Annotated in this window: 14 protein-coding genes; 10 read left to right on the top strand and 4 right to left on the bottom strand. The window is 34.6% G+C overall.

The annotated features are described in order from the left end of the window. Window positions 1–296 precede the first annotated feature (296 nt). Both KDN24_RS23250 and KDN24_RS23245 read right to left on the bottom strand, forming a co-directional pair. Window positions 297–1,559 carry an MDR family MFS transporter gene (locus KDN24_RS23250; RefSeq protein ID WP_409970623.1) on the bottom strand — a complete coding sequence of 421 codons (1,263 nt, stop codon included), beginning with the start codon at window positions 1,557–1,559 and terminating at the stop codon, window positions 297–299. A 1-nt stretch (window position 1,560) separates the two neighbouring features. Beyond that, window positions 1,561–2,484, bottom strand: coding sequence for an ArsR/SmtB family transcription factor (locus KDN24_RS23245; RefSeq protein ID WP_409970624.1), 924 nt, complete (start codon window positions 2,482–2,484; stop codon window positions 1,561–1,563). A 393-nt stretch (window positions 2,485–2,877) separates the two neighbouring features. On the opposite strand from KDN24_RS23245, the gene KDN24_RS23240 reads away from it, so the two are divergent. The 3 genes from KDN24_RS23240 to KDN24_RS23230 all read left to right on the top strand — a co-directional run bounded on the left by KDN24_RS23240 (window position 2,878) and on the right by KDN24_RS23230 (window position 4,015). Next, the gene (locus tag KDN24_RS23240) at window positions 2,878–3,045 is read left to right on the top strand and encodes a tyrosine-type recombinase/integrase (RefSeq protein ID WP_321172073.1); all 168 of its coding nucleotides are present in this window, start codon (window positions 2,878–2,880) and stop codon (window positions 3,043–3,045) included. A gap of 71 nt (window positions 3,046–3,116) precedes the next feature. Beyond that, on the top strand, window positions 3,117–3,338 hold the full coding sequence (locus tag KDN24_RS23235) for a hypothetical protein (RefSeq protein ID WP_409970625.1): 222 nt from the start codon (window positions 3,117–3,119) through the stop codon (window positions 3,336–3,338). Between the two features lie 200 nt (window positions 3,339–3,538). Continuing rightward, window positions 3,539–4,015: a CarD family transcriptional regulator gene (locus KDN24_RS23230; RefSeq protein ID WP_525931257.1), complete on the top strand. Its 477-nt coding sequence runs from the start codon at window positions 3,539–3,541 to the stop codon at window positions 4,013–4,015. A 1,326-nt stretch (window positions 4,016–5,341) separates the two neighbouring features. On the opposite strand, the gene KDN24_RS23225 is transcribed toward KDN24_RS23230, so the two are convergent. Continuing rightward, window positions 5,342–6,568: an IS110 family RNA-guided transposase gene (locus KDN24_RS23225; protein ID WP_409970627.1), complete on the bottom strand. Its 1,227-nt coding sequence runs from the start codon at window positions 6,566–6,568 to the stop codon at window positions 5,342–5,344. Between the two features lie 382 nt (window positions 6,569–6,950). Here KDN24_RS23225 and KDN24_RS23220 point away from each other — a divergent pair, with 382 nt between their 5' ends. The 3 genes from KDN24_RS23220 to KDN24_RS23210 all read left to right on the top strand — a co-directional run bounded on the left by KDN24_RS23220 (window position 6,951) and on the right by KDN24_RS23210 (window position 8,591). Then, window positions 6,951–7,394, top strand: a complete 444-nt coding sequence (locus KDN24_RS23220; protein WP_409970648.1) for a VOC family protein — start codon at window positions 6,951–6,953, stop codon at window positions 7,392–7,394. A gap of 173 nt (window positions 7,395–7,567) precedes the next feature. Further along, window positions 7,568–7,978, top strand: coding sequence for a VOC family protein (locus KDN24_RS23215; RefSeq protein ID WP_409970628.1), 411 nt, complete (start codon window positions 7,568–7,570; stop codon window positions 7,976–7,978). A 412-nt stretch (window positions 7,979–8,390) separates the two neighbouring features. Further along, entirely contained in the window at window positions 8,391–8,591 is a 201-nt protein-coding gene (locus KDN24_RS23210) for a cold-shock protein (RefSeq protein ID WP_053474558.1), read from the top strand. 1,433 nt (window positions 8,592–10,024) lie between these two features. Here KDN24_RS23210 and KDN24_RS23205 read toward each other — a convergent pair. After that, window positions 10,025–10,936, bottom strand: coding sequence for a DNA glycosylase (locus KDN24_RS23205; RefSeq protein ID WP_409970629.1), 912 nt, complete (start codon window positions 10,934–10,936; stop codon window positions 10,025–10,027). Between the two features lie 176 nt (window positions 10,937–11,112). Here KDN24_RS23205 and KDN24_RS23200 point away from each other — a divergent pair, with 176 nt between their 5' ends. The 4 genes from KDN24_RS23200 to KDN24_RS23185 all read left to right on the top strand — a co-directional run bounded on the left by KDN24_RS23200 (window position 11,113) and on the right by KDN24_RS23185 (window position 14,077). Next, a complete protein-coding gene (locus KDN24_RS23200; RefSeq protein WP_409970630.1) occupies window positions 11,113–11,826 on the top strand; it encodes a 2OG-Fe(II) oxygenase in 714 nt (237 codons plus the stop codon). A 241-nt stretch (window positions 11,827–12,067) separates the two neighbouring features. After that, on the top strand, window positions 12,068–12,709 hold the full coding sequence (locus KDN24_RS23195) for a bifunctional transcriptional activator/DNA repair enzyme AdaA (RefSeq protein ID WP_409970631.1): 642 nt from the start codon (window positions 12,068–12,070) through the stop codon (window positions 12,707–12,709). Beyond that, window positions 12,693–13,226 carry a methylated-DNA--[protein]-cysteine S-methyltransferase gene (gene adaB / locus KDN24_RS23190; protein ID WP_409970632.1) on the top strand — a complete coding sequence of 178 codons (534 nt, stop codon included), beginning with the start codon at window positions 12,693–12,695 and terminating at the stop codon, window positions 13,224–13,226. The genes KDN24_RS23195 and adaB overlap by 17 nt, the downstream gene beginning before the upstream one ends. Before the next feature lie 32 nt (window positions 13,227–13,258). Then, entirely contained in the window at window positions 13,259–14,077 is an 819-nt protein-coding gene (locus tag KDN24_RS23185; RefSeq protein WP_409970633.1) for an SPL family radical SAM protein, read from the top strand. Window positions 14,078–14,231: the final 154 nt, after the last annotated feature.

Below are 14,231 nucleotides of genomic sequence, written 5' to 3'. Positions count from 1 at the left end.
AGATCATTGTCCCAACCAGCCTCAAACATGTTTCTACAAGTAGGGGGCGAACTGTTTTGCGGACGGGGTCTTAGCCCTACGGGCGCGAACGTTCTACCCCGGCTACCGTTATCATATATCGATATAAAAAATGGTCAACCAGAAATATTTTCTGGCTGACCTAATAATACGATCGGGGGCGATTGTTAAACAACAAAGGTAGAAAATGATAATTCTTTTTTTATACAAACCAATCTTAAATCTACTGAAAAAGAATCCATTTTGATCAATCTTTTTTCAAAATGGATTCTTTTTATTTATCGTAAAATGCTGGTTTGTGAGTTACTTTTGAATCTTTTTTCAAAATCAACATTTGAAGCTGTGTTTTTATTTTTAAAAAGATTAACACCACGCCAGAAGAATAGAATGCTCAGTATTGAAATGAGAGCCATTGTTAGAAAAAAAGCAGTTCCGCTAAATTGTTTTAACATAAAGCCTCCGAGCATTGGCCCGATAAAACTTCCTAAAGAGTTAAAGCTCTGTGCCCCATAATACGTTCCTCGCAATGCTTTTGGCGTGATTTGATCAATAAGTTTATACTCTGCCGGTATCACAAGTACTTCCCCTATAGTAAAAATAATCGTCGAAATAACGAACATAACCGCGGTCTCGGAAAAAGCAAACAATAACAAGCCAAAAGCTGTAAAAATACATCCGATTATTATTGTAAATAATGGTGTTCGTTTTTCTGCCCATCTCGTTATTGGATATTGCATGGTAATGACTCCAATGCTGTTTGCAATCAAGATGATAGCAAACAATTGAACACCATTCGTGAAATCATTTTCCAAATATTGTGATACAGGAACCGACCATTGTCCATGTACTACCATGCAAATGATTCCTCCAATAACAAAGTAGAGGAGGATAGTGTCTGAGCGCAGTACACTTAAAGATTTCCTTAAAGTTATCTTTTCTGTATCTTGAGCCTCTATTTGTTTAATACCAAATCGTTTCAATAATATATGAAGAAGAATAGTGAATCCTAAATATAGACATGCTGCAATAAGAAAGGGAACTTCATTTGCAGACAGTGCAAGATAAGCTCCGATTATTGGGCCAATTGCAAAACCGAGGTTGTTAACTACATATCGAAGGGAAAAGACGCGAACCCGTTTATCCGCATCGGTGACATCTCCCATTAGTGCCTTAGCGACTGGCGTAAAGAATGAGTTGCTTAACCCTATTAAGATCACTAATATGATGAGAAAAATTGGTGTTTCAGCAAAAACAAAGCCCAAAAAAGAAAACGATGATAATAAAAGGGATGCAAGCAATACCTTCCTTCTCCCTATCCTATCTGACACAACACCTGCTATGAATCCTCCAAACGTTGCCGCAAGAGGACCAGCCCCAACAGTAAGTCCTATGACTACAGGATCCATATGAAGTTCTTTCACCAAATAGATAGGCAAAAATAACAGACTCATTGATTGAGCAAGCGCGATTAAAAACGTACCAAAAAGAAGTGTATGTACGATTGGATGATATTGTTTTAAGAACAGATTGGCTTTATTCATGTTATACTCCACCGTCATTGTTCCTAATATAAGCATTGATCAGGTTTTGCATTTGCTCCAGTCCTTCCTCACGCAGACTGTATTGGTGAATAAACTTACTTCCAAAATAGTGAGTCCTGATCAATCCTGCCCTTCTTAAAATGGACAAATGGTGGTTGGTAGTGCTTTTTGCGAGTCCAATATAACTTTGAACGGCCGAAAAATTTTGCATTCCGGAATGCAAAAATCGCAGTATTTTTAAACGATTCTCATCAGCTAAAGCATGGGTAACAAATGTTAATTCCCAGGGCAGTTCGTTAGCATCATTTGCTGCTGACTTTACTGGATATAGACAAGTGCACATAGATTCGAAGTAATCGAGTATCGTTGCCGGACGGCAATGATATTGTGGAATGAGAAACACGGTTTTTAACATTTCATTTGGTTCAATTCTAATTCCATTTGTCGCTTCTTCAATTAAATTAATAGAAGATACTTTAGAAATCAGGTTCCGTTTTTGTTTTGCATCATCCTTTAATTGTTCAATAATTCTAGGATCAATGTGCTGAAAGTACTGTACATCCCACTCTGATAATAGGTATACCATTCGATCACGCAGTTCTTTTAAATTACCAGGTATATTGTTAATCCAGGGAGCCAATCGTTCATATAAATCACCAGGTGGCTGGTCTTGAAGCCATTTGATAAATTCTTTTGGAGTTCTCTCCCCAGGGCATTGCCAAACTAATAAATTGATTCGATGCAATACTTCTAATCGGTCATCTTCCAGCTCAGCTGCGAAATGAGGATGAAGTTCTGTTTTAACGGAATTATGCCAGTCTTTACTGAGGGAGAAATTGCGATGCTGTTTGAAATTGATGTAGTGATACAAGCTTGTAATAAGTTCGTTAACAGGTGAAAAATCTACAATTACTTGAAAAGACATAAAGTTCTACCTCCTTGGAACAATAATCAGTTCGATGTTTATGGAACAAATTTTATATATAATAACATAAGAAGAATAAGATTGTAAATGTTATATTTCTAGAATATAGTTTTTTTAATTGGTGGTTAAAAGAAAACCTGATGATCATAAAAATGATCTCAGGTTTTTCTTTTTGCATACTTAAAAACACATTTCAATAAGTTGAAATTGGACTAAGCCCGTAAGTATATTTGCCAACACTGATTCTATGCATGCAAGCTTCTGATGGTATTTTATACATTGACAAATGTGTTTTAAGGGAGTGCTGAAGTGTTTTAGCACGCACCGTATAAGCCTCACTTACTTGCGTCAGAAAGAGAAATTGAACATCTTAGTGAAGCTTGTCATACTTCTTTGGAGAATGCGTTATTTGAATTTATGTATTCGACAGGCTGCCGTATTGGAGAAGTTATTAAATTGAATCGTGATGATATTAGTTTTTTAACGAATTCAGTTATTGTTCATGGGAAGGCGATAAAGAAAGGGGAGTGTACTTTAATACCCGTTGCTACATTTGGTTAAAAAGATATCAAGATGAGCGAGATGATGAGGATTCCTGATTGTTTATTACGGAAAGAAGGCCAAACAGGCGTATGAGTATTGATAATCTAAGATATATTATCAAACGCATATCAAATCGAGCTGGGATAAAAAAGTATACATCCTTATCAATTACGAAACAGCTATGCTACACATATATGATTAACAATGGTACGCCACTTGAAGTGATTCAGAGCTTACTTGGTCATGTGCGATTGCTGAACAAGGCAGTCGCTTTTTGTGTTATTTGCGCAGGAAGGTTTTATATAGAATAATAATATTAAGGTAGTAGAGGTTTCAGAATATACGTGGGAAAATAAACCTTCCCTTTATTGGTAATCCGACACGATTCCTATTGTTTTTGCTTTTTCTGATTTTTAATGAAAAAGTAGTTGACGTTGAAAATGAATTTATGATAAAATTAAAAATTTGATAAAAAATAATATATATGTTAAGGTTAAGAAGGTTACTATATATGGAGGTGGATTATTTGTTTCAAATTGGCGATAACATTGTTTATCCAATGCACGGAGTAGGTATAATTAAAGCCATAGAAGAAAAGGAAATCTCAGGGGAAAAACAACAGTATTATGTCATAGAAATGTTAATCGGTAATATGCAAGTCATGATTCCTACGGGTAAAATATTGAGTTCAAGTATACGCCCTGTTACTGACATAATTGCATTAAAACACATCATACACATTTTTCATCATGGAGAATCAGATAGATTACTGCCGTGGAAACAAAGGTATAAAGTGAACACGGACAAAATAAAAACGGGTAAAATACAAGAATGTACTGAAGTTGTACGTGATTTAATGCGTATGAAGAAAGAAAAAGCACTTAATGCAAGCGAAAAAAAAATGTTAGATAACGCACATCAATTTTTGATTAGTGAACTGGGATTAATTAAAGGGATTACTGAAAATCAAATAAAAAGTTTCTGTTAAGGTTAATTTAAGATAATGTATTACATCTCCCGAAAATATCCTGAATTTTTTGGGAATATGTTTATTATTAAAAGTAAATCTTTTCAAAGACATTCAACTTCTCCAACTCACCTTTAAAGCATTAACCTCTTTTGTTATTTCTACAATCTAATCCATTTTTATTATTTAAATTTCTTTTACGAAGGTTTGAAGTTTCATCAAATAACTCGATAAAATAGTCACTTGATTTTTGCAATCCTGATTCACACTGGCACGGACAAGGAGCCGTAAGGATGAAAAGAGAGGTAGGGCTTTCATTGTTTTAGGTATACAATATATTATTTAAGTCATTATTTCTAGAAGAAAAAACAATCAATCTCACCTCTATCTTTAAGAATTTTTTACATCTACTGAGACAGTGAATAGTAATTGTTTATCTTCTTTACGTAAAAGAGAAAAACGAATTGGTAACACCATATGGTCAACTACAAAAATGGTTTCCAGACCAGGAAACCATTTTTTATTTTATTTTCATAACAATAGTAAAGATTACTGGTGATGGTTTTAAATCCTTTGATGAAGGGCTACGCGTACAATTTGATATTCTAAAAGGACAATGTGTCTCTTAAGCAGAAAACGTTTCTAAAATTTTAATTGATCTTCTACCCCTTTGTAAATATGAACTCTGATCATAGGGGGGGGACCAAGCATAATCACCGCTTTGTACTTGAGTATACTTTTGTTATTTCCTTTTACTTCAATGGTTTCCCCGAATAATGGGACGAGGGGACAGGTCCCTTGTCCCATGAGACTACTTGTCCAATACTCTATCCCTAGCAACTTTTCTCGAACGAGTGAGTTGCCATCTAGAAGAACAAAGGAACCACCCACTCTCCACAAGAAGATACTAAAAAATGTCACGTATTAATAGATCCAATAGCAGCTTTTTCTTGTTCCTGTTAAAGGAGATATTATTGATGACCCAGATTTTGATTTAAGAATTCATATTGGATATGAGGTTGTAAAAGTTACCCTAAATTATGAGACAAATGAATGCTATGTATCCCTACATCCACTTGCAATTGAATTAGAAGAAATTAGTATCAATGACTATATAGGAAAATTTGTAGCACATGAATGGCGTATTGTTTCAAAAGATGAATTATTAGCCTGCTAAAAGAGAAAGATTCACCGCATACCACTTCATGTTATTGAAGTAAACCAGCTAATAGTTGTCAACATTTTTCAGTAAAAACTTAAAAAATTTCATGATATACTAAATTTACGCATACCAAATAACCCTCCAAACACTATGTTTGGAAAGCTTTGGTGTGTTTAGTAATATTGTTAAATTAAGCTAGTCTTGTTTTTTAAAAGTGCATAGAGCCAATGTAAGAGTTTATTAGCACACGCAATAAGGGCTACTTTATATGGCTTTCCTTCTTCACGTTTCTTATCATAAAAGGCTCGTAAACGCTTGTTGCGTGGGATAATTTCATCCGTCGTTTTTTGTTTTCGACAGTCCCGAATGGCACATTTAACAGCTATATATAGAGTTTTTCTTAATCTACTAGAACCTCTTTTAGTAATTCGATTTTGAGTACCTTTGAATGTTCCAGATTCAAAGACAGTCGGATCAATGCCTGCAAAGGCAACTAGTTTCTTAGGATGATTATACCTTTCTATCTCCCCAATTTCAGAAATAATCGTGGCGGCGATTTTTTCACCTACACCGGGGATTGAACGGATAATCTCATATTCTTCAACACTTTTTGCTAAAGCATTTATCTCATCTTCAAGCATGGATAGATGCTTTTTGTATTCAAGAAGCATTTTAATATACATATCTAGGCTTAGTATTAGACTAGAATATAAATTCTTCTGAAATGGGTTTTGTGCTGCGGCAGCCATTAATTTTTCTGCCTGTTTATTTGCCCATCGTAGTGAACGGGTATTACAGAATTCTTTAATTTTAATAGCTAAAGTTTCACAATCAGCTTTCAAAGCCTCTTCAGAAGTAGGATATGCTTGTAAAGTTAGTAAGGAAACATCTGAGTATAGGTTTCCAAAAACCTTGCTGTATTCAGGAAATACTTGATCTAAAACAGCCTGAAATTGCAGTTTGGTTTGAACAACTATCCCTGTAAGATTATCGTGCTGTCTTGTAAGATTACGTAGATTTAATAATTGAATTCCTCGCTTTTTATAAGGTTCTAAATCTTCTTTATAGTACAGCTCGCAGAGGTGATTGGCGTCTATGATATCTGTCTTAACTTTACGTAAACTAGAATTCTTTGCTTTATAAGATACAAGTGGATTTACGATAATAATTAAATATCCTCTATCCTCGAAATATTGAACAATGGGTTTGTGATAGTGTCCAGTTGATTCTAGTATAATCGGAGGTCGTTCTCCTGCTACATCCTCTAACTCTTTAATAAAATCTAATAAACTAGCTAACCCTTCAAGATGATGTTGTACTTTAAAACTCTTTTTATATGGTTTCTTTCTATCCAAGTATGCTTGAACCTGACTTTCACCTTTTGCTACATCCAGACCAATGACTGGATTCATTCAAATTCCTCCTCCAAAAATAATTACCGGTACCCCTAATTCTTCCTGTAGTGTCATAGCTTCGCTTGTTATACGAGATCTTAGTCCCAACCAGCCTCAAACATGTTTCTACAAGTAGGGGGTGAACTGTTTTGCGGACGGGATCATGGTCCCACGGGCCATACGTTCTACCCCGGCTACATTAATCATATATCGATATAAAAAATGCTCAACCAGAAATATCTGGCTGACCTTATAATACGAACGAGCAGTATAGTATAAGAGAATGAAGATATAAATACTCCAAAAGTCGTAGGATAGTTCAAACTATTCTCCGTCGTAGACTCCTTTACTAAATTGTATGCTAAACCTAATAAAAGGAGGGTAAATAGATGATTAGAGGATATATGAAGCACATTTACCAGTAAGTAATTTAAAAAAGTCGATTGAATTCTACAAAGACTTAGGCTTAAAGTTAGCAATAAGGTATGAAAAGATAGCGTTTTTTTGGATAGTAGAGAATAATAGCTGGATTGGTTTATGGGAAAGTGACCAAGGTGTTAATACAAAATATCATCCATCCTTAAGACATATAGCGTTTAAGGTAGATTTTGAGGATTTAAAAAATGCAAAGCAATGGTTAAAAGAACGGGGCATTGATATACGTGAAGAGTTCGGTTTTAAACCTACTGAACCAATTGTAATGCCAGATCAAGCCCATGCTATGGTGTATTTTCATGACCCAGATGAAAATTCATTGGAATTTATCTGTAAACTCCCTGCAGAGCCTGAGAACAAACCAGATATGTACTTAAGTGAGTGGAAAAAACTTAAAGGCATTAATTAAACTACTTTAAGAGATCCATAAAAAGGATGTTATATAATGCACTAAAAGCAGAAGGGTACTTATGTTAAAAATCAGCTACCATACAGGAAAGCTTTTTTGTTCAACAAACGCGGCATTTAGTGAAAGAAAAATTCTAAAAGAAATTAATAGAACTTAAAGATTAGAAAAGAGTTTTGAACAATCTAATTAATGATGAGAGGGATTATGATGCATTTAGAATTGAGTTTTTTGTAAACGATATTGAGAAATCAGTAGTGTTCTATCAAAATATTTTAAGACTGAAATTATTACAACAGGGAGAAAACAGCGCGAGTTTTATTAGTGATGAATCTCATCTTCTTTTAACATCATTTGATGTTTTAGAGGACAATCATTATTTTAAAAAACATAACTTCGCTAAACTTGGTGGTGGTGTAGAATTTATAATTATAACGGATCAAGTTGAAGAGTTATATAAAAGTATAAAACAAAAAAAAACCAATTCAATTGAATCAGATTTAAAACAACAAACTTGGGGGATGGTCGATTTTAGAGTCATTGATCCTGATGGTTATTATATAAGGGTATCCTCAAAAAGAAAATAATAGCATTAAGATTTTATTTATTAATTTCAATAAATAACTTTTTATAAAATAAAATAATCGTGGCAGTAGAAAAAGGTAAAGTTTGTGATGGAATTCACTTAAACTATAGGGTGCGTTAGTTCAATCAGAATTAGCATTGACATTATATTTTAGTTATTCCATTAAAGGGCGCCATTCTTGAAGAAGGTGTTCTTTTGTATCGGACCATTTTCTTCAATAACATTTGATAAAGAAATACCTTCATCAGAAATGAGAGATATACTATTTGCTATTTCATGATATGTCTGTTATTCTTAAGAAGAATTATTTTTGTTCTTTTTTCAGATTGAGAATAGATTTTGTTTTTCGTCTAAGGTATTTGAGCAAGGATAGTAACACAATGTGTGGAGATCCACACGAGGAGGCAACAATTATGGAACAAGGTAAAGTTAAGTGGTTTAATGCAGAAAAAGGTTTTGGATTCATCGAGCGTGAAGCAGGAGAAGACGTATTCGTACATTTCTCAGCAATCCAAAGCGAAGGTTTCAAATCTTTAGACGAAGGTCAAAGTGTAACGTTTGAAGTTGAACAAGGACAACGTGGCCCACAAGCTACAAACGTTCAAAAAGCTTAAAAACAGCAGATAACAGACCCTAAATGAAGGGTCTGTTTTTTTATTTGCTTAAATTGCTTTTATCTGTATTTAGGGACAGTAGGATTGCCAATTCAAGATAATATACAGAACAAGAGACTTTATCAACAAAATGAAAGCCCTATTCAATAAATGAATAGGGCTTGTGCAACAATCATGAAACACAATCAGTAATAGTACAAATGGTAGACTAAGTATAGCACACTGTAGCAGTAATCGCTAATTTAACATTTTTATGGATATTTTTCCTTCTACAATTAAGATTAAGATCATGTTCTAGTTATTCCATTATAGGGCGCTTTAATGGAGAAAATATCATGGAAATAATCAAACTTTTTTAAAAAAATGATTCAATAAAATATATCAAGAGCGTGTTTTGATCAATCTTTTTTCAAAATATGCTCTTTCTTTTTGCTTGTTTATCAGGGCTACTAGTATAAATTTGATCAATTATTAGGTTTTATATATCTTGCTTAATACTATTATTTCTTCTTAGAGTAAGAGATCCAGTTTACGAAAGGTAAAAGCAGATGCAATTAATGCGTATCAGTTGTGCATGCTTTAGTACAAAGAAGATTTTGTTTAACGTTTACTCAAATTGCTTCAGATTCACTATTTCTAAACAATAAAACAATCTTGTGTAGTAGTTATTCATTAATGAATATATCCTTGCATAAAATAATTTAATGAATATTATGATTGCCTGAAATAGAAAAAAACTATTATTGTATAGGTCATATTATTTTAAGAAAAAAAGTTATAGGAAGATCGTTATCCTTAAACCTTAGAGCACCATGGTCTGGCAATAACATGGTTCATAATTTGGCAATAACATGCTTCATTTCACATTTTGTTGTGATTTGAACCATAATTTTTCCGGAATGGCGGAAATATGCTTCAATAAGAAACGGATAATGTTCATATAAAGAAATTCAGTTAACACCGTTACTATTCAGAACGGTGTTTTGTTTTTTGATTTTTAAAACGAAGTGCCAGAAGAAAAATATAGTAAGGATAGAACTTTGAGATTTAGATATCTCCTATACTATTATGTATAAATTTAAAGGAGCTAACTTTATGAATTTAACTCTTTTTTCCTTGTGAACCTACTTTTTCTTATTCTTAAAGCACAGATCACTGTATTAATATAGGGTTTTTCTTTTGACTGTATTGTTCAATTAAGGGACCATAATCTGGAAGAGTCAAGGCTTCCAGTTAGGCTAGGGGCTCCCTAATCTAGGAGTTAAAGCCAATCCCTATGAAGAAGGCAAACAGCACCTTTTTAAAAGTTTGTCTTATACTTATCGTCCCTAAACAAGGTGCTTGATATTTATATAGGATTAATTAATGAAGGGATTAGGTTTTAAAGTTCATTCTCTTTTTATTGAGTACATTCCGGTTTAAGTTGTAATTATTCAGTAAAGGACACGCCATAAATAAAAGGTAGCATATGATTCCCAGTTTTTCCATGGAATTGATATTTCTAAGATTTCATCTTTCGTAGGCTTTCGGTTCAAATTACGTAATATTTTTATCGAATTAATAAGACCCACATCATCGATTGGAAAAGCTGTCTGGAACCTGAGGCAGCGCATTAGAACATAATTGGCTGTCCAAGGACCGATTCCTCGTATTTTAATTAAGTTTTTTTCAGCATCTTTAAAGTTCATTTTCATTAATTTTTCCCTCGATAATTCTCCATTTGCCATTAATCTGGCAATTCCAATGATATACTCACTTTTTTTAACCGTCATTTTAATATCTGCTAGGTCGGTAGGTGTTAACTGTGCAATTCGTTCGTACGGTGGGAACACCCAATACTTTTTACCATTCCATTCGATAGAATCACCAAATCCTTCTACAAATTGCTTCTTTAAGGAGTACGCGAAGGCTAAGTTAATTTGTTGCCCTAAAACTCCCCAACATAAAGCTTCAAATAAATTGGGAATGCCGACAACTCGCAATCCATAGAATTTTCGGGCAGGTATTTTAAGTAATGGGTCTGCTTTTGCCATTTCATAAAATGGCGTTAAATCGTTATCAAGATCAAACCATTCATGAATGTATTTTACAATCTCTTCCCGTTTCCACTTTTCAATAGGTCTAGAATCATTTAGGAATTGAACAACCATTTGTTTAATATTGATTACGCTTATCTGTACTAAGGACCGAATTTCCCCAATGGCTATAACTTTTGTAATGATATCGTTCTCTATTTCATACATGCATTCATTTTTTTCCCTTGTTAGATAGCCTAGGTTAGCATTCATGTCGAAATTTTCAGGTAATGTAATTACAATTACATCATTGACTTCATGCCATGTCATTTTTTCATTCTCCTCATCTTTTTAGGATTTTCTATACTATTTACTAAATTTTACTTTATCACATAATAATCTTTACTAATTTTGTTATCTTGCTATTACATTCTAAACATCTTATTTTTTTCTATTTATGAGGTTATAGTGTTAGTTATCAAGAATGCTAAACAGGGGTGGATAAAATGGTCCAAGATATAAAAACACGTGTCGAAAACTTAAATTGGGACTTAATTCAAAATGAATTAGATGAGCAAGGATTTGCAAAGCTTCCAGCGATTTTAACAAAAGAGGAATGTGAATTTTTCATAGAATTGTATTGTGAGGAAGAGTCATACAGAACGACAATCAATATGACGAGATATCGCTTTGGGAATGGGGAGTACAAATATTTTTCCTATCCATTGCCTGAAATCATCCAAAGTTTAAGAGAGTCCTTTTATCTAGAATTGGCGAAAACAGCCAATCGATGGTTGGGTTATTTAAAGAAAACAGAACAGTTCCCAGATCATCTTCAAGATTTTTTGAACACCTGTGAAGAATATGAACAAACTAGACCGACACCTTTAATATTAAAGTATGAAACAGGCGGGTTTAATTGTTTGCATCAAGATTTATATGGCGACATATTTTTCCCGTTTCAAGTAGTATTTGTATTAAATCAACGAGATAAAGACTTTTGCGGTGGAGAATCTCTATTAGTGGAACAAATTCCTCGTGCTCAGAGTAGGGGACATGTCATTACTTTAGAACAAGGAAGTGCGCTGATCTTTCCTACTAACCATAGACCTGTTCTAGGTAAAAAAGGATATTACAAAAATACGGTTCGTCACGGAGTAAGCACGGTTACTTCTGGAGACCGATACGGTCTTGGAATCATTTTTCACGATTCTAAATAAAGTGAAACTTTGATCAGTGGGGGTTTTCTTCATCCCCCACTGATCATTAGTTAAACCAATCGGGCTTTTACGGGCTGCTCATCTCCCACCTAAGCTTCTCTGATTTCTCTAAGTTTTGAGGTGGGAGTCTTACAGCCCGTTAATGTGGGATAAAAATTAAACTTCAATATCTTGCTATTCCATCCCTAGAATTGTACATTCTGAATTTATAGGGAGTAAATTGTAAGGAGAGGTGAGATAAATGTCGGATAGTATCAATAATAATGGACATAAAGAGAGCCATGATCATAGAATTTCGAATGATGTAGAAATGATAACAGATGAAAAGTGGCAAGCAATTGTAAATAATGATACAGCGTACAATAATCAATTTTTCTACGCTGTAAAGTCAACAGGGATATTCTGTAAACCATCCTGTAAATCTCGCGTCCCGAAAAAAGAAAATGTATGCATTTTTGCAAACGCAGAACAAGCTCTCCGCGCAAATTTTCGCCCTTGTAAACGTTGTAAGCCCACGAATGAAAATCTGCCTGATAGCGAGTGGGTCGAATTAATTACTGAATACATTGATAAAAATTTCACAGAAAAATTAACGCTAGAATCGCTAGCAAATATTTGTCATGGGAGTCCGTATCATATGCATCGAACATTTAAAAAGATTAAAGGCATTACGCCGGTTGAGTATATACAACAAGTTAGAGTACACGCGGCTAAAGAGTATTTGATTCAGACAAATAAAGCGATTGGAGATATCGCCATATGTGTGGGTATGGCTAACGCGCCTTATTTTATTACTTTATTTAAAAAGAAAACTGGACAGACACCTGCACAATTTCGTCAAATGAGTAAAATGGAGGAAAAGTACAATGGAAACGAAGAATAAACCAGCCCTTTATTGGTCTTTACTAAAGTTTAAGGATTGGAATTTTTATCTCGCTTCAACTTCAAAGGGACTTGTGTTTGTAGGTTCACAGAACAAACCATTCGAGGAATTGTTAAAATGGGCTAAGAAACGCTTTCCAGGAAGTCCTCTTGTTGAAGATGATGAAAAGCTTGAACCCTATGCCGTTGAAATCACTCAGTATCTAGAAGGAAAGCGGAAAACCTTTACTGTTCCATTTGAGTCCGTAGGTACGCAATTTCAGCTAGCAGTCTGGAATGCACTGTGTGAAATTCCTTATGGACAGACGAAATCCTATTCCGACATTGCAAATGATATAAATAAACCAGAAGCTGTTCGTGCAGTAGGCACGGCTATGGGGGCGAATCCGGTATTAATTACTGTCCCGTGCCATCGTGTAATAGGAAAGAATGGCTCATTAACTGGCTATCGGGGCGGATTAGAAATGAAGACACGGCTACTGGATCTGGAAAAGCAAGCTTCATCTAGCAATGAGTAATGATCGCCGTACAATGAATGGGGGTTCCGCTCATGAAAAGTGAATTATTCTATAAAAGTCCGAAAACCATTCTGAATAAAGGGACTGGCTTTCTTTCTGGATATACTCATTCACTAAATCCTTATATAGGCTGTTCATTTGGGTGTTCCTATTGTTATGTACGCGGAATGCCTGTATCTCTTTTCCGAGACGGGGAATGGGGAAATTGGGTCGATGTTAAAAACGGAGCTGCGGATTTATTAAGAAAAGAGCTCCGTCGCGCCAAATCCAAAGGGAATGTAACCATTTTCATGTCATCAAGTACAGACCCGTATCAACCTATAGAGCATAAGGAAAAAGTGACACGATCATTACTAGAAGTAATGGCAGAAGATTCCCCTGACTTCCTATTCGTACAGACTAGAAGCCCACTAGTAAGTCGAGATATCGATTTACTGCAGCATTTTAAAGATAAAGTTCGGGTAAGTATGACAGTAGAGACCGATAGGGAAGATATGCGCAAGCATTTTACGCCCAATGCTCCCCCTATTACAGCAAGGCTTAAAACACTCCAACTGCTTGCTGATTTCGGTATTCCTGCACAGGTTGCCATCGCCCCCGTATTACCAAGCAGCGAGCCATTTGCAGAAATATTGCGTCCCTTGGTAAACCGAGTATGTATTGACGATTATTTTATGGGGGACGGCAGCGGTGGTAAACGAACACACAAGATGGGCATACAAGCATTATATAGAAATCTGGAAATGGAAGAATGGTATCATCCATCCGTCTATCAAATAGTTTATAAACGAATGCGGCAGTATTTTTCGGAAGATGAACTTTTCATTAGCCAGAAGGGTTTCGAACCCTAATGGTATGTAAACATCAAGTCTTCATTTTGAAACTAATTAAATAAGAATTTATTTTAAATAAGTTAATTTAATGAATTTTAAATAAGTTAATTTAATGAATTTTAAATAAGTCATTTTTTATTACTACAATGTCTCAGTGGGGAAAACTATGTAA

Source organism: Cytobacillus sp. Bva_UNVM-123 (assembly GCF_046351715.2).
Lineage (GTDB): Bacteria > Bacillota > Bacilli > Bacillales > Cytobacillaceae > Cytobacillus.
Note: the sequence above shows the minus strand (reverse complement) of the source record. Positions and strands in the feature narration are given on the sequence as shown.